This window comes from Ruegeria sp. E8, from assembly GCF_056533985.1.
In genome coordinates, this window is sequence record NZ_JBQFOY010000006.1 from 160,300 (window position 1) to 176,431 (window position 16,132).

13 protein-coding genes are annotated in these 16,132 nt (G+C 56.7%); 12 read left to right on the forward strand and 1 reads right to left on the reverse strand.

Annotated elements, in window-relative coordinates; genetic code table 11:
• The first annotated feature begins 11 nt into the window (after positions 1–11).
• The 12 genes from ACR0LF_RS10690 to ACR0LF_RS10745 all read left to right on the forward strand — a co-directional run bounded on the left by ACR0LF_RS10690 (position 12) and on the right by ACR0LF_RS10745 (position 15,442).
• Positions 12–689 carry a hypothetical protein gene (locus ACR0LF_RS10690; RefSeq protein ID WP_480856317.1) on the forward strand — a complete coding sequence of 226 codons (678 nt, stop codon included), beginning with the start codon at positions 12–14 and terminating at the stop codon, positions 687–689.
• Positions 689–2,902, forward strand: a complete 2,214-nt coding sequence (locus ACR0LF_RS10695; protein WP_480578490.1) for a phage tail protein — start codon at positions 689–691, stop codon at positions 2,900–2,902. The genes ACR0LF_RS10690 and ACR0LF_RS10695 overlap by 1 nt, the downstream gene beginning before the upstream one ends.
• A complete protein-coding gene (locus ACR0LF_RS10700) occupies positions 2,902–3,342 on the forward strand; it encodes a hypothetical protein (RefSeq protein ID WP_480578492.1) in 441 nt (146 codons plus the stop codon). The genes ACR0LF_RS10695 and ACR0LF_RS10700 overlap by 1 nt, the downstream gene beginning before the upstream one ends.
• Complete coding sequence (locus ACR0LF_RS10705) at positions 3,335–6,121, forward strand: hypothetical protein (protein WP_480578494.1); 2,787 nt, start codon at positions 3,335–3,337, stop codon at positions 6,119–6,121. The genes ACR0LF_RS10700 and ACR0LF_RS10705 overlap by 8 nt, the downstream gene beginning before the upstream one ends.
• Positions 6,121–9,210 (forward strand): hypothetical protein, encoded by a 3,090-nt coding sequence (locus tag ACR0LF_RS10710; protein ID WP_480578496.1) that lies wholly within the window; start codon positions 6,121–6,123, stop codon positions 9,208–9,210. Before ACR0LF_RS10705 ends, ACR0LF_RS10710 begins: the two co-directional genes overlap by 1 nt.
• 73 nt (positions 9,211–9,283) lie before the next feature.
• Positions 9,284–10,666 (forward strand): hypothetical protein, encoded by a 1,383-nt coding sequence (locus tag ACR0LF_RS10715; RefSeq protein ID WP_480578498.1) that lies wholly within the window; start codon positions 9,284–9,286, stop codon positions 10,664–10,666.
• Position 10,667: 1 nt separating this feature from the next.
• Entirely contained in the window at positions 10,668–11,060 is a 393-nt protein-coding gene (locus tag ACR0LF_RS10720) for a hypothetical protein (RefSeq protein ID WP_480578500.1), read from the forward strand.
• The gene (locus tag ACR0LF_RS10725) at positions 11,057–11,533 is read left to right on the forward strand and encodes a M15 family metallopeptidase (protein ID WP_480578502.1); all 477 of its coding nucleotides are present in this window, start codon (positions 11,057–11,059) and stop codon (positions 11,531–11,533) included. The genes ACR0LF_RS10720 and ACR0LF_RS10725 overlap by 4 nt, the downstream gene beginning before the upstream one ends.
• Positions 11,530–11,808 (forward strand): hypothetical protein, encoded by a 279-nt coding sequence (locus ACR0LF_RS10730; protein WP_480578504.1) that lies wholly within the window; start codon positions 11,530–11,532, stop codon positions 11,806–11,808. Before ACR0LF_RS10725 ends, ACR0LF_RS10730 begins: the two co-directional genes overlap by 4 nt.
• Positions 11,809–11,974: 166 nt before the next feature.
• Positions 11,975–12,217, forward strand: a complete 243-nt coding sequence (locus tag ACR0LF_RS10735; protein WP_480578506.1) for a hypothetical protein — start codon at positions 11,975–11,977, stop codon at positions 12,215–12,217.
• Positions 12,217–14,199, forward strand: a complete 1,983-nt coding sequence (locus ACR0LF_RS10740) for a hypothetical protein (RefSeq protein ID WP_480578508.1) — start codon at positions 12,217–12,219, stop codon at positions 14,197–14,199. Before ACR0LF_RS10735 ends, ACR0LF_RS10740 begins: the two co-directional genes overlap by 1 nt.
• A 1-nt stretch (position 14,200) precedes the next feature.
• Positions 14,201–15,442 (forward strand): right-handed parallel beta-helix repeat-containing protein, encoded by a 1,242-nt coding sequence (locus ACR0LF_RS10745; RefSeq protein ID WP_480578510.1) that lies wholly within the window; start codon positions 14,201–14,203, stop codon positions 15,440–15,442.
• On the opposite strand, the gene ACR0LF_RS10750 is transcribed toward ACR0LF_RS10745, so the two are convergent.
• Entirely contained in the window at positions 15,429–16,106 is a 678-nt protein-coding gene (locus ACR0LF_RS10750) for a VPLPA-CTERM sorting domain-containing protein (RefSeq protein ID WP_480578512.1), read from the reverse strand. The genes ACR0LF_RS10745 and ACR0LF_RS10750 overlap by 14 nt on opposite strands.
• Positions 16,107–16,132 lie beyond the last annotated feature (26 nt).

The window sequence follows — 16,132 nt, forward strand, 5'->3', positions numbered from 1 at the left end:
GGGCCATTTTCATGTGTGCATTGCGGCAAAACCGCCCGTGGAACGATCTTCCGGGTATGACAGTTCGCACCAAAACCACGATTTTCAACGCCGCGCTGCTGCGGGTCGGTCACTCGGATGTAACAGAGGGGCAGGGTAGCGGGATGTGGCGGGCTCTTGAGGCCAATTACAGTGAAATTGTCCGCGCCGCTTTTGAAGAGGGCAATGGCACTTTTCCCTTTGGTAAACAACGGCGCAAGCTGACAAGCCGGTCAGCCGGTGACTTTGGATTTGATGATAGCTTTGTCATCGGATCAGACATTATTCACGTTCTCGATGTTTTCCTGGACGGGCATTCCTGCGCGGATTTGCTTGAACCGTGGGAGATCGACGCGCAGGCCGGAACCCTTCTTATCAATGCGAACGCGCGAGAGGTTGAGATCGAAGGCATCAAAGAGGGGCTGGAATACACGTGGTCGGCCAAGTTTGCGCTGGCTGTTCAGCGCAAATGTGAGGCTGTGATCAAGGACGTCGAAGAGGAATTTTCGGAGTCGGCCTCCAAGGATCAGGACGGTGATTTCCTGCTGTTGAAAGCGGAGGTCAAGGGCTCGCGCAATCGCTCGAAAAAACGAGTGTTCAAGAAGGGCGTCGGACGCCTGACACGTGCGCGCCGGACCCGTAGCACCAAAGTCATGCGGAGCCGCACCTGATGGCCCGCAGGAAGGAAACGATCTGGCAGCGAGATTTCAGCTTCGGCGCTATCCGAGAGGAAGCGGTTGAGCGCGATGATACCCCGTTGGTCGAACGCTCCTGTAAGGAGATGAAGAACACCATCACAACGACAACCGGGCAGGTCGAAAGCCGTTCCGGTACGATCCATGTCAGCGGCACCGAGGCCAAGAACGGCGTCGAGGTCGATATCGGCAATGGTTTGGTGTTTGATCTTCAAATCGTTCCGACTGGCGTGGTTCTGTATCGCGCCGACGGTTCTGTGGAATACACCGGTAGTCTGAACTGGGCCGCTGCTCCTAAAAAGTTCGGGACCTATACGTTTGATGAAATAGACTTCTGGGTTCTCCCCGATCCAGATTCATCGGGTATTCTGATCGGGTCTCAGAGGTTCCCGATACAGGCTCTTATCCGCAACGGTGCGGGAGGGTGGACATTTGGTGAAATGGCTTATGCCACCGGTCTTTCCGGAGTTACCCGGCAATCCTACTGGCGGTATTTCCAAGGGGTTCAAATCCAACCAAGCGCCCGGTTTGGGGTGATTACGGTAACTGCGAATGCGCCGATTTGGACCGACGCGCACGTTGGCACGTTTATCAGGTATCAGGATCGGGAAATCTACCTGACGTCCAGAGTCAGCAGCACTGTGATGAATGCGACGGCCACCGTTCCTCTTCCGCCGACATACAACATAAGCGTTGCGAGCGCCGTCAACTATGAGATCGGTGAACTGGTCGAGCATGAAACGCTTGGCGGGAAAGGGATGATAACGGCGATATCCGGCAATACTGTTACCGTAATGGCTACCTCTGGCTATGATGGATTTCAGGTTGTTGGAACGGAAAAACTGATTTCTCCCAAGGCATCGTCACAGATCACCGCGGTGGTTGAAACCGCAGTTCCATCCGGGACGTTTCTTTGGGATATGCAGATGCAATCCCCTGCTCATGGGTATGCCGGTCATGCGTCCAGGCATGTCGGACGAACTATCCTTTGCGATTTTCTTGGTGCCCCTCAAGCGTTTGCGGTTTCCGTGGCCAACGCGATCAATGACTTCAATATGGGTGTTGAAGACGCCGACGGTTTTGTCGAGACCGTTGGGTCGGACCGTGGTGGCGCCCTGAAATATGTGGTTTCCGCCGAAGACCTTTTGTTCCTGACAACCAAGGGCATCTATTACCATCAGACCCGAGATGGATCAGGCATCAAGCCGGACGGCATACGACCGGTATCTTTCTCAAAGATCGGTTGCGCCGCCGTGACACCGGTTGTTGTCGATGACGGTTGCGTTTTCGTTGATTCCGTTGGAGAGCAAGTCTTCGCAGCCATTCTCTCGGGTGATGCCTATAAGTCGTGGCGTGTGCAGGCGTTGACCAAGTTTCATTCGCATCTGATCAACAAACCGATCTTCCTGGGGGCCACGGCCACAGGTTCCGAAAAACCAGAATACTATATTTATGTCGTCAATTCGGACGGCACCGTTGCGGTTTGTCAGACCGACCGGGACGATGGGTCGGTGTCTTGGCGGCCGTGGGATACAGACGGGGTTTTCAAGGCCGTCTATCACTGCTTCGGTAAGACTTTTGCGGTTGTTGAGCGCGTTATCAACGGCGTCACAACAAAGTTCCGGGAGCGCTTTGAACCCGGCATACCCATGGACTGCGTAGCCGCTGTTCGCATCAGTGGCGCTTTCCCTGAGGGCGAGGCGGGGGTTGTCTTCGATCAGGGCGTCACCGCCTTTGCCACACACCTCAACGGACACACAGCGAGTGTGTTCATGGAAGATTGGGATCTAGGCGATTATCTGGTGAATGTTACCGGCAAGCCGCTTGATGCGAACGGGTTGGTCATTAACTACCCGAACTATGACGGTATCGCGCAAATTGGTCTGAACTTTGAAACCAAGATTGTTCCGTGGTCACGCCGTTCAGTGAACACGCAGCGAGGGACGAGAGAGGTCAAGCGGCTGATCTCAATGTTCGTCACCGTCCAGAAATCGACGGCCTACGAAATCGATGGCTTCCAGTACGGAGCCTATCGGGCGGGTGAAGATCTGACGACACCCCCTCCGAGACGCAATGAACAGGTCAAAATCGGGTTTGTCGGCAAAGAGGGTTACGAGGGCATCGAGATTGTTCAGAACCGTCCGGGCTTCCTGAGAATTCTGAAAATTGGCTACAGGGTGGTTGTTTAATGGACCCGCTAACAGGATTTGCTATTGCAAGCAGCGCCAGCGCACTCGCCTCTGGCGCGGCTGATCGAGCCGACGCGATGTCAGAAGGAGCGCGTCTCGACAGCGAAGCCAAGCTCGCGGAAACACAAACCCTTCAACGGGACACAATCGCACGAGACGATTTGAACAGCTTTCTTATGACCGTTCGCGCGTCTCGGGCTGCCAATGGTCTGTCCGGCGATTCACCAAACGCCATCCTCTTGGAACAGGAATCGGTGAAAAACGCGGACCGTGACAGGCTGATCCAGCGTGCTGATGGACGCCAGCGCGCCGAGAATTTCCGAACAGCGGCCAAATCGGCGCGGCGCCGGGGCAAGTATTCACTACTGACAGGCGTGGTGAAAGCAGCGGTTCCCTTGGCTCAATACGGCGCACACAAGCTTGGAGGTAAGAGTGGCTAGGATACCAGAGGTCATCCGTAAGCGCGCGGTTTCAAATGTGGCGGCGCAACCCCCAGCGGCGGGTCAGGGTTTCGCGGCGCTGGCCGAACTCGCTCGATCCGGCGCTGAATTTCTGGAACCGGGTGCTGAAAAAGAGGCGAAAGAGGCCGGGTTTGACGCGGTGTACCGTGATGAGAACGGGCAGCTTAAGGTCGATGAGAGATCGGCGCTGGGTGGCAAATACGCTGATATCCATAATGCTGCGGCGTTCTCCAAATACCTGTCGCAACGCAACATCGACATGTCCGAGAGCTTCACCGAGTTGGCGCGCAAGTACGAGTTTGACCCCGCTGGCTTCAAATCGGCGACGGATGGCTACATCAAGCTGTTGAGGGAAGACGAGAGTATCCCACGGGCGTTGAAAGAGGACCTGTTGGCAAGCGCTCAGACCGAGGCCAGCCGCCGATTCAATGGTCTCTACAATCAGGCCACCAAGCGCACAGAGCGCGAAAGCGATCGCAACACAACCACGCATCGAGACATGCTGGTTGACGATTACATCAACCTTTTTGCCGCCGGGGATGAAGAAGCAGCAGCAGCCAAGCTGGCCGAGATCGAACAGCTATCCGCGTTTCGTGCAAATGCGCCCTATATCTCGGAAACCCCAAAGGAAACAGAAGCCTATCTTCGGGGCACTCGGGCTGCGGCCAAGGCTGCGCGCCAGATGCGTGTTCTCGGTGAGATCAAGGGAAGCACGGAAATCCCGGATGAACTTCGGCAAGAGTTGGAGGAAACGCTAGAAGACCCCGATCTGTCCCCTGCGATCCGCCAGCGCCTTTACAACGCCACCCAAGGTCGGCTGAAAGGGATCGATGCAAACGCCTTTGTCGATACTTTGACGGCGGATGGGTACGAGGCGAAGGTTGTGCGCGTGGAAAGCGCGGGCAGGGCCAACGCCAAGAACCCGAATTCGACGGCAACAGGGCATCACCAGTTCATCGACAGCACATGGCTTGAAACCGTGAAGTCTCTGAGAAAGTCCGGTGGTGCCGAATGGGCGGCGGGCCTGTCCCAGCAAGAGATATTGGCAATGCGGGAAGATGCCGGCGCATCGTCCGAGGTGTTCCAACACTTCCGCGCTCAGAACGCGGCGGTCCTGACCAACGCGGGGTTGCCGGTCAACGAGACCACCGAATACATGGCGCATTTCTTCGGAGCCGGTGGAGCCGTCCAGGTGCTATCCGCTGATCCCAGCGCCTTGCTCTCCGATATCCTCCCGGCAGAGGTGATCGAGGCAAATCCCTTCCTCGCCAATATGACCGCCATGGATGCCAAGAATTGGGCGGCACGCAAGATGACGCAGAAAGCATCTGATATCGCCGCCCAGCAGGTTCAGATCGATCAGATCGAAGATACCGAGATGCGGGCATTGGCGTCGGCTGCGCTCAAGGATGCATTCGATATTCGCAAGCGCCTGGAAGATGCGGCCGCGGTTGAATACCGAGAACGTGTTGGCGCCAAAGATGACACCCTCACGGAACAGGAAATCCGGCAGGATCACAGCATTTCTGACGCCGCGCAGGACGCTTTGATTTCCGAGCTGCGGAAACAGCGAAAGGACCAGATCGAGGTTCAACAAACCATCCACCAATTGTCGGACCCCGGTACGCAATGGAACCCGTTCGACAGCAAGCAGCGCAACAGCGTTGATAAGGCGTACCAATCCCTGTTGGGAGATGAAGAGCCGCTTTCACCCGCCGGTCAGACTGCGGCCGGAGAAATCGCGGTTCGCACCGGATTTCTTCCCCGCAGGATGTTCGACGCGATTAGAGGTGCCGCGACATCTGGCGATCCACAGCATTTGGCCAGCGCGATGGAATTCCTGAATCAAGTGGTTCAACGGCAACCAGGCGCCATAGATATGTTCGACGGTAAGGGTGGGGTGAACAACGCACTGAGTGATTATTCTTTCTACTCTTCATTCATGGGGGCTGGGGATGCAGCACAGCGCGTGATCGACAACAACTCGCCGGAGATGGTGGCGAAGCGCAAAAACCTTTCCGATGCGGCAAAGACCGCGGCCAAGGACCTGAAACCCAAGGATGTGACAGGCTTTCTCTCTGACAAAGGCATCGATGCGGAACTTGGCAACGAGACCCAACAGGCGGAAATGATGACCGAGTACGAGCGCTTGTTTCGGGACGCCTATGTTGACACTGGTGATCCGGGTTTGGCGAAGAACCGGGCGCTTAGCGAGATGTCGCGGGTGTACGGCCCCAACATGGTCAGCGGTAGTAGCAGGTTGATGAAGTACCCGCCGCAGAACTTCTATCCGTCGTCGTCCAGCAATCCCGAGTATATGTCGCAGCAGCTTGAAGAGGCTGTCAGTGCGTTCGCCTTCGGGGATGAGGCCAAAGACACATGGGCGTTCTCTCGTCTCACCGACGCTCTGACCGGTCGGAAATGGGTGGATAGCGACCGGATCATGCTGATGTCGGACCACACCACCCGTGAAGAGGTATCCGCAAGGCAGGCACCATCCTACGCCGTTCTGTATCGGGACGAGAATGACGAGATCCACGCCGTACCGGGCCGGTTCTATTTCGATCCACCATCGGGTGACACCGAGGCGAACCGTACCGCTTTTGAGAAACAGCCGAGGGAACAAGAGGCGGAAGTCGCAAACCTTCGTCTCTGGCGGGAACATCTGCGCGCGCAAGGGATGACCGAAAGCCAGGCATTGGATGGGGTTGTCAACAACAAGGACAAGTATCGCGGTGCGCCGCCGGAGGCCAACTGATGCCTTTCAAAGATACCGAAGATTTCTATGGCCCTCTCGCCTTGCCCGAAGGGATGAGCGTCACCCCGACGGAAGACGTGCCCAACGGGATCGGCGATATCCTTGGCGCCGCCTTCCGCACGGAAAACCCTGTTGTCTCCGCCTTCACCAGTTTCAACTATGATCCGCTGAAACCGTTCGATCCCGATTATCGGCCATGGGATGACATCCAGGGCACCGAGTACGAGGATTACGCTGGCCGGTTTGCCGGTGCCCGTGACGCCGAAGATGTTGTGGCCATGAAAGCCCAGATCGACCAGGAACGGGATGATCGATCGGTTCTTGATGCAGCCGGTGGTCTGGGTGTTTTGTCCCAGATGGGGGCGGCTATGCTTTCCCCATCGTCGTTGATCCCCGGTGGGGCAGTTGTCAAAGGGGCGAAGGGTGTTTCCATCGCGCGTACCGGGTTGACTGTTGCCGGATCCGCTGCGTTCGCCGCGGCGCTGGATGAAGCCGTTTTGCAAGGTACACAGGAAACCCGCACCGCCGCAGAAAGCGCGTTTGCCGTTAGCGGTTCCTTTGTCCTCGGTGGTGTTCTTGGTGCTGCCGCTGGGAAGCTCACAGCCAATCAATTCAAAGCGGCCTCTCGTCGGGTGGAAGAGGCGATCAGCCTGACCCATGAATATGACGCGGCCTTGCGCTCTATGGGTGCCGCCGAAAACCGCGCCGATCTTACCCTGCGGCGGGAACAGATATTCCAGATGGTCAATCGCGTCCCGGTTCTTCGGGGTGTTGTTCGTAGCGATCCGGTTTTGCGCGCGCAGCTCTCCCCGTTGCAGGAGGTCCGTGGCGCTCTGGTCGATTTGGTTGAGACGCCACTGCAGTATGCGGCCAACGATACCGGGCAGGCTGTTCGCATTGGCGGTCCATCTGTTGAGGCTCGTATTCTGGATCGGGAACGTAATGAGCTGGCGTCAGCTCTATCGCTGTTGTCCCGCTCATTCTCGGAGTACGCCAAGGATGGTCCATCGGGAACCATCGGCACACTGACAGCACCGGTTACCACACGGTTCAACAACCTGATGGGTAAAGATCGAAAACTCACCGCCAATGAGTTCATGGATGAGGTGGGCAAGGCGATGCGCCGCGGCGACAAGCATCCGATCCCGCAGGTGCAGAGTGCGGCCGATGCGTTGCGCCGGGAGATATTCGACAAGATCAAGGATGAAGCGATTGAGGTCGGCATCTTTGATCCTGATCTGCAGGTGAAGAACGCCGATTCCTATTTCACGCGGGTCTATAACACCGAGCGTATCCGCCGGCACTTCGGCGACGGAACAAGCGATGATATCGCGGTGGTTCTTCGGGATGAGTTCCGCAGGAAAAGAGCGGAGGCGGAAAAAGCCCTGCAAGCCAAACTGGACGATCAGAAAACCGAAACCGAAGAGATCGCGAAAGCGACCCAACGCGCTTTGGACAAAAAGAAATCCGTTGATGAATTCTATGCCAACGCTACGGATGCCGAGATCGATCAGGCGGTGAATGACACCGTTCGTTCTCTGCTGGGCTTAAAGCCTGGTCAGCACAGCTATGAGGCGTCGTTGTCATCGCCCACACGCGCACGGGTTTTGGATGTTGATGATCTGATCCTTGAGCCATGGCTTGAGTCGAATGCCGAAGCAATCATGTCTCAGTATTTCCGCCAGATGGTTCCCGATATCGAGATCACTCGCCGGTTCGGTGACGCCAATATGACCGAGGCGAGAACCCGGATCACCGAGGAAATCGCCCAGCAGATGAAGAAGGCAAAGTCTGCAAAGGCTAAAACCCGCATTCAGGATGAAGGGGCGGAACGTCTGCGTGATCTCGAAGGGATGCGGGACCGGTTGAGAAACAGATACGGTGTGCCGGAAAACCCTCGCAGCGGCTGGGTACAGGCGAACCGAGCGTTCAGGACCGTATCCTACATGGGATATCTCGGGGGCATGATGTTGTCGGCAATTCCTGATGTTGCCGGGATCATTGGCCGAGGCGGTATCGAGGGCGCGTTTGGAGCCGCTGCGACCGGGTTGACCGATCCGAAACGGCTTGGTCTGGCGGTCAAGGATATGGCAGAGATCGGGTCGGCGGCGGAGTGGTGGCTGAACTCCCGAGCGATGTCGATGGCGGAGATGTTCGATCCCTATGGCTCCGGGACGCGGCTGGAACGGATGATGGGGCAGGGTGCCCGTCACTTCTCGATTGCCACAGGTATGATCCCTTGGAACGTGGGGTGGAAATCCGTCGGTGGTGCTGCAGTGGCTTCGAAGATGGCAAAGGCCGCAGATGCTGTGCGCGTTGGCAAAGCCTCGAAGAAACAACTTCGGACATTGGCCGAGAATGGGATCGAGCCGCACATGGCAGAACGCATCGCCAAGCAGATCGACCAATTCGGCGACAAGGACGGAACGTTGTGGTTGCCGCGTGGTCAGGAATGGACGGATGCACAGGCATTTGATGCCTTCCGTTCTGCCATGAACAGAGAATTTGATCTGATGGTGATCACGCCAGGACAGGACAAACCATTGGCGTTCTCCACAGAGATGGGCAAGTTCTTCCTTCAATTCAAAAGCTTTGCGATGTCTGCACATCACCGGATTCTGTTGTCTGGTATCCAGCGCGCGGATGCTGATGTTCTGGCTCAGGTGACAAGCGCCATTCTGTTGGCGGGTCTGGCTTCGAATATCAAAGCCCGTCTGGGGGGATATGAGCCCAAAGAAGGTGACGCGTTTTGGGAAGATGCGCTTGACCGGTCGGGCTTGGCTGGCTGGCTGATGGAACCCTACAACGCGGCATCGGCCCTGTCCGGTGGTCGGTTGTCGATCACTGGCGAACCGGTTTCCCGTTTTCAGGCTCGTTCTGCCGTGCAAGGTCTGGCCGGTCCGAGCGTAGATATGGTGGCCAGCGGAGCAGAGGCGGTAAACGCTTTCGCTACGGGTAAGGCCAATCATCGTGACGTGCGCAAGTTGATGCGTCCGATCCCAGGAAATAACATATGGTATCTGCTTCCGCTGTTTCGAAAAATCGAAGATGCTGCGGTCTCTGCGACAGGGGCGAAGCCCAGAGAATAGCCCGTACAATGGGAGTGCATTGCGGGAAACCACGGTGAAATAGGAGTTTTCGGGAAACAACAGTGGTTTCCCTATGACGCTCGCGCAATCGACCAGATATAAACTCTATCAGCCGACGGTTCTAACGAGTCAATTCGTTATTCCGTTTCCGATTTTCGCGACAGAAGATATCACCGTTTATCTCGCTGGCATCGCCGTCACCGGTTACACGATCAACGCCACGTTTTTGAACGGACGGGCGACAAATGCCGTGGTCGTTCTGAACTTCCCTGTCACCGATGTTGATGTCGAGATATATGGAACTCGATCACCGCGTCGAGAAAACCAGTATCTTGGGAACTCGCCTGATCTCTCCAATAACCTGCAAAACGATGCGGACGCTCTGACCGCTGTTCAGCAGGAGCAGGCTCGAGACTATGCGACAAGTCTGAGGACTTCGGTGGGATCACCCCCTGTCAGCCCATTGAATGGTGACGCGGCTTCGAGGGCGGGCCGGTCGGTGGCGTTTTCTGGCGACGGCCTGAGTTTGATAGCTGGGCCTAGCTCAGATGAAATTTCCCAAGCACAGGGACACGCAAACACAGCTTTGGCGCAGGCTGGGGTTGCCACGGCTGCGGCTGCGACTGTGGCCTCCCTGCAAGCCCCGCAGGTCATCGCGGTGACAACGAACCGGACGATTGTCACAAGCGACGGCAACGGCATCCTGAGAACTGACGCCCGTCGCATCTTGACGCTGCCCGTCCCAACTCTTTTTGGCAACGGCTTCGGGTTCAGCGTGGACGGGGCAGGGGCAGGAGCCAACATCACGCCTGCCATCGGGACCACCCTCACTGTAATAGGTTTCGGAGCGTACAATGGCTTCGAGATACTGCCTGGCCAGTTTGTGGAGGTTTTCACGGACGGGACGAACTGGTTCGCATATCTGACCAGCAGAGAGTTGTTCCACCGGGTTTACGTTGATCGCAACCTCGCGTCACCCCCGCACGTGGATGTTGATGTGCCTACAGGCGCGAGGGGGTTTCGCTACCGGTACGACTGTTTCGTGCCGGTATCAGACAATTCTTACCTGGTTATGCAGGTTGGCAACTCGATCTCGCTGATTACCGACAACAGCTCCTATTACACGATGGACTATGGCTTTAGTTATGCCGGTGCTGGAGCAGCCCTTTTGGGGGGTGGATTTGTTCTGAGCGTTCCGACGAAGGCGAACACCACCTATGAACTGTCTGCGTGGGGCAAAGGGGAATTCATTGGCTTTCACGAGCCATTCAAAGCTCCCCGATTTTTTGGCCGTCGGGCCGGTGTAACGACCAGCGGAACAGTGAACGACGCCACCAGCCTCGCCGGTCGAATGCCCGGGACACCTTTGCCGTTGACGGTCGCAAACCGCATTCGCTTCCTCACCAACAGCGGGAACATCAGAGAGTTGGATCTACGGATCGATTGGGAGTTTTGACGTGAAGCAGCAGGCAATCGAGATTTCGCGCGACTGGTTGACGATGGTTCTGACGGGGCTGGGGATCAGTTTCGCGCCACACCAATACTTCGGCGGGCTGTTTTTGGCGTTGGCTGCAGGAAGTCTGATAGCCCGTCATCGCAAGAACAATCGCAAGCTTTTCGGGATCATGACTACCGCAGGTGTTGTTGCAACCATTGTGGTTCTAATCACCGCCGAATTCGACCACTTCGATGTGGCCCCCCAAATCGTCATGGCAGTGGCCGGGGCCGCGAGCAGTTGGGTGATCAACATTTTCGTCAAGGTCATGGACGAGACTCAAGCTCGCAGCGGGACCATCGCAGAGCGCGTCGTTGACAAGGTTCTTCCCCCAAAAGACGGAGGCGGAAAATGACTTTTTCATTGGGCAGGAAATCACTCGCGGAACTTGAAGGCGTTCACCCGGATCTGGTCAAGGTGGTCAAGCGCGCCATCGAAATCACCGAACAGGACTTCACTGTTTTCGACGGGATCAGAACTGCCGCTGATCAACGCGCGCTCTACAACCGTGGCGCTTCGCAGCGTGACGGATACAGGCGCAAGAGCAAGCACCAGACCCAACCCAGCGGGTTCGGTGAGGCCGTCGATCTGGTCCCGTGGATCAATGGTCGGGCGGTTTGGGATTGGGATGCGATCTACGTCATCGCTGATGCGGTTGTGGAAGCGGCTCGGGAACTTGACGTCAAACTCCGCTGGGGTGGTTGCTGGCAGGTCGTGAATGACCTCGGTGGTGCGCCCGAGAATTGGGTCGCAGCCTATGTCAAACGCAAGCGCGCCGCTGGGAAACGGGCGTTTAATGATGGCCCTCATTGGGAGATGTGGCCGTGATCAATCCGTGGATGATCCTTGGTGCAATCGCGTTTGCCTCTCTGATCGGGTGGCAAGGCTACCGGATGGGCTACAGCGCGGCAGAGGATGATCACAACGCAGAAAAACTTGCCCTGATCGAGGCCGGTCAAAAACTGGAAACGGCCCGCATCCACGTAGCGAACAAACGCGAAGAAGACGCCCGAAGACTAGAGGAACAAGCTAATGCGGACCCTGTTGTTGTTGAGCAGTGCTTTGGCCCTGATCGGGTGCGGCGGCTCAACGCCCTTCGTTAAGCAAGCCGAGCCTTGCGCTGACCCCGTGCAGGTGCCGGAAAGATGGCTCACGGACAGGGATATCGAATTGTTGTGGGCGCGGGACCGCAAAGAGCTTCTGAACTGCGGTGACAAGGTTGAAACACTATCCGGCCGCAAGGTCGCATCAGATGGAAGGACTTGAACAATGGCAGTCATCAATGACGCATCAACGAGTTGGTCAGTGGGTGTACTGCTGACCGAAGACGAGGTTTGGCAGGCACAATCTGGCTGGTTTCGGGTGTCAACCGAGGCATCCCCGGCGGAAGATGACGGGATCATCCTTCGCGGCGAACGTGGGGATGCTCTGACAATCTCGTCAGGCAAGACCGTGAAATACAAGCTGATGAGCGGGCAGACCCCAATCAAGATGACACGTACGGCGGTCTGATGAGACAGATCGGCTACAACGCGTTTTGGTCGGGTGGCTTGGGCCTTGGTGCCGAACGCGACAACACGCCTGCTGCCGGTCCGGCATTAACCGCGCCGGGATCGATCGATGTCAGCACGTTCAAGATCGGGACCACGCAGACTATCACGGCGGGCACGGCCACGGCATCCGGCGGCGGGACTGTCACTATCGAGATCCAGCATCTCTCTGATGGTGATGTCAAAAGCACATCCGCAGCGTATGCCCATGTCGCAGGGGATGACACTGAAGCGGGCCTTGCGCAGTGGCGGGCGGTCGAGACAGGCGGAACCAATCCGGGTGCCACGCCCTGGCAGGCCGTTGCAAGCGGTGTCATCACATATCCGGCCCCAACAGCGGCGGGCGGTTTGGTTGATCAGTCCTTCACCGAAAACAGCGGCGTTCAGACTTACAACGCATCCGGCGATTTCACCGGATCTGCACTTGTCTACTCTCTGACAACCGCACCAGCTGGCGTGACGATCAATAGCGGGACAGGTGTTGTCAGTTTTGACACGGACGCGCTTTCCCAGCAGACAGGCACGTCTATCGTCGTCACGGCGACCAACTCGGGCGGCTCGGTCAATAGCGGGTTCTCTCTGGCTATAACCGCAGGCAACAGCGCTCCGGTCATCTCGGGTGTCCCGACCATCTCGGGCTCGGCGGTCGAAGGCCAGACACTCACGGCAACCGCTGCATCTGTGACTGGCACCCCGACGCCAACCCGAACATGGCAATGGCTTCGCAATACCACCGCGATCAGCGGGGCGACCAATAGCACATACGCGGTGCAAGCCGCCGATATCGGAAACACGATTTCGGTACGTCAGACCGAGACCAACGTCGCGGGCAGTGCGAATGCAACATCAGCGGCAACAGCGACCGTTACAGGACAGCAGATCGCAATAACCAGCGGGCCCACGTTCAACGGCACCAACACGATTTCCATGTCCGTCAACCGGGCTGGTACGATCTATTGGATGATCACCGACAACGCGACAGAGACAGCGGCTGCGATCATTGCAGGCACGGGCGCCATAGACGGCGGCAACTTCGCTGTGACCTCTGGCTCGAACAACGCCACCATCGCCTATCCGAATGTCACGGCAGGCGACCACTATCTGCATATCGTGGCAGATGCAGCGACTTCACCCGGCCCGTCAGCGGTGGACAGCACGCAATACACCTTCCCAGCGGGCGACACGACCGCACCAACGCTTACCAGCCCCACAGACGCAGCCAACGGCCAGACAGCCTCCACAGGTTCAGTTTCGACCAACGAGGACAACGGGACGCTCTATTGGGTTGTGACCACCTCAGCGACCGCCCCCAGCGCTGCACAGGTCAAAGCTGGGCAGGATAACACCGGCACGGCTGCAACCGCCTCGGGGTCTCAGGCTGTCAGCGCTACGGGCGTTCAGAACATCACGCCGTCGGGTCTGACCGCTGGGACGCAGTACACCACCCATTTCATGCATGAGGATGCCGCAACCAACCAGTCGGGCGTGTCGTCGGCTTCGGGCTTTACGACAGCAGCGGCGGGCAATCCTGAGCTTCTACCAGACTCAGGAATAGATACCGCGAGCCGATGGTTCGCTCCGGGCGGTTGTACGATACAGAACAGCTCGGCGGAGTGGCGGACGGCTGCGGCGTTTGCAACGCTTTACACCTCTATTAACACGTCAAGCATGGCTCCGGTCAGCGGGAGCACGAGCTACACTGTTAGTGTAGACGTTGCCAACTTTACCAGCGGCGGCAATTTCCAGCTTGGCGTTTCGTGGTACGACAGTAGTCTAAATCTTCTCTCAACAGACGAAGCGGCAGTGAATGTTTCAGGCAATGGAACTTTCAGCCGTGTGCCTGGCAATAGCCCCGCCAACGCTGCATATGCTTCGTTCCGGGCAAAACCTTGGGCCGCGAACTACAGTCTAGATTTCACAACAGTCAGCATAAAGGCGACGTGACATGGTTACGGTGAACAACACCTCGGAGCTCGTGTCGGAACTCGCTGCATCTGCTGGGGGCAAAGACATCGTTCTGGCCGAGGGCGTGGACTTTGGGCCAATCAGTATCGCGAATACTGTTTACGCCTCCCCAAATGTCGTCCGGTCGGCAAACCCTGCCAATCGCAGCACCATCAATCGGTTCACCACCCAGAACAACGGTAATCTCCAATTTCAGGATGTTGCCTTTATCATCACCGATACAGGGCAGGCGGATAACTACAAACACCATTCCTTTTCCAGCACCAACGATCTTAAATTCACGCGGTGCCTGTTCCAGATGACGCAATCTGGCGGCCTCTCAAACAAGGGGATCGGCCTTAGCATTGAACACAGCAATCGCGTGGATGTCCTCCAATGCGAGTTTAAGCATCTTCATACCGGGCTGTTCACCGCGGACAATGACAACCTTACCGTGCGGGATTCGAATTTTCACGAGATCAGAACCGACTGTGTTCACGTCAACGACAGTTCAGACGTCTATATAGAAGACAACTGGATGCACGATAGCGCCAACCCGGTTTCCACCGATCACGTTGACATGGTTCAGATCGCGCGCGGCACTTATCGAAAAAAATCGACTAACGTATACATCCGCCGCAACGTTCTTGATCAGGGTCAGGGCGGTAACTTCGGGCAGAGCTTTCACTTTGGCCTCGACGGTCAGCCGGCGGATGCAACCACTCTGCATGATAACGTGGTTGTCGAGGATAACTATGTCATCATGGGTCACTCAAATGCGATCAGCTTTGACTGGATGACCAATGTGATTATTCGAAACAACACCTTCATGTCAGCACCGCCTGCTGACATTCACAGTCAGCCCGCTCTGAAAATCCTAAGCAGTGCAAGCAATACCGTCACAATTGAGCGGAATATCTTCTGTCAGAACCAGACGACATTCGGTGGAGTCTGGACGCACTCGGATAACTTCTACCTGCTGGAAAGCACCTATGGCACGAACTTCAATGAACTGTCGCGGTCGAGTTCGGCGCTGTACAACGATTTTGAAATAAACGCTGGCACCGCACATCATACCGCACTTGCCGGGTCGCGCATGCAGCCGCGTGAAGGAGGATGGGGCGGGAATGGCATAGTGCCAAGGGCCGCAACCCTCTGGGGATACCAGGGCGGTTTTAAAAGCGCGGCTTCTCTTCCTACTCTTCCGGCCGGATCTGTCGCCGCTACGGTTACGGTGCCTTAAACCGTCGGAAGCCGAATAGGCCCATCAGCCCGCCTATCAGCAGAAACCCTGAAGCGGGCAGGGGCACCGGAGCGACAACAAGGTTATCCACCCACATTTCCCCGCAGTAGCTGGCGCACCATGCAGTGTTGGGACTTGTCGCAAGCGCTTGATGCCTGATTAGAGACGGACTGTTGTAAGTCACCAGGAGCGAGTCAATTGCCGTGAAGGCGCTGGAAAAGCTCAGCGTTGTCAAAGCCATCGGGCCAAAAGTCTGGGTAGCCACGACAGAGCCATTCAATAGGCCGGAAAAGGTTAACGTCGGGAAGGTTGCAGGCCCTCCGGTTATCCATTGATTGTACGCTGCGGTTCCGTGTGCGGGCGCGGGACCGGACCCGGTTGTATACGCGCGCGACCAGCCTTGCAGATCAACGGTCTGAACCGTGAATTTGCCGCCGTTCACAGGCTTGATGGTGGTAGACAGTACGCCGCTATCATCGTGGAAGTTGATGTAATTCCCATAGGTGTAGACGTCAGCCCATTCAAAGGTAAAACCTTGGCTGGTTCCCTGTCTTTTGTGTGATTGTGTGAATGGGTCGTTAACCGGGTCGATATCAAAAGTAACGGTCAGCGCATTGGCCGCACCAGCTATACAAACGGCAAGAGCCGCAAAAATCAGTTTCATCAAATTGTCCCCCAAGTAATAGGATA

Coding starts and splice junctions, on each gene's coding strand:
- ACR0LF_RS10735 (WP_480578506.1), top strand. CDS start 11,975: ATGGCAGTCATCAATGACGCATCAACGAGTTGGTCAGTGGGTGTACTG.
- ACR0LF_RS10750 (WP_480578512.1), bottom strand. CDS start 16,106: ATGAAACTGATTTTTGCGGCTCTTGCCGTTTGTATAGCTGGTGCGGCC.
- ACR0LF_RS10725 (WP_480578502.1), top strand. CDS start 11,057: ATGACTTTTTCATTGGGCAGGAAATCACTCGCGGAACTTGAAGGCGTT.
- ACR0LF_RS10710 (WP_480578496.1), top strand. CDS start 6,121: ATGCCTTTCAAAGATACCGAAGATTTCTATGGCCCTCTCGCCTTGCCC.
- ACR0LF_RS10715 (WP_480578498.1), top strand. CDS start 9,284: ATGACGCTCGCGCAATCGACCAGATATAAACTCTATCAGCCGACGGTT.
- ACR0LF_RS10695 (WP_480578490.1), top strand. CDS start 689: ATGGCCCGCAGGAAGGAAACGATCTGGCAGCGAGATTTCAGCTTCGGC.
- ACR0LF_RS10745 (WP_480578510.1), top strand. CDS start 14,201: ATGGTTACGGTGAACAACACCTCGGAGCTCGTGTCGGAACTCGCTGCA.
- ACR0LF_RS10700 (WP_480578492.1), top strand. CDS start 2,902: ATGGACCCGCTAACAGGATTTGCTATTGCAAGCAGCGCCAGCGCACTC.
- ACR0LF_RS10740 (WP_480578508.1), top strand. CDS start 12,217: ATGAGACAGATCGGCTACAACGCGTTTTGGTCGGGTGGCTTGGGCCTT.
- ACR0LF_RS10690 (WP_480856317.1), top strand. CDS start 12: ATGTGTGCATTGCGGCAAAACCGCCCGTGGAACGATCTTCCGGGTATG.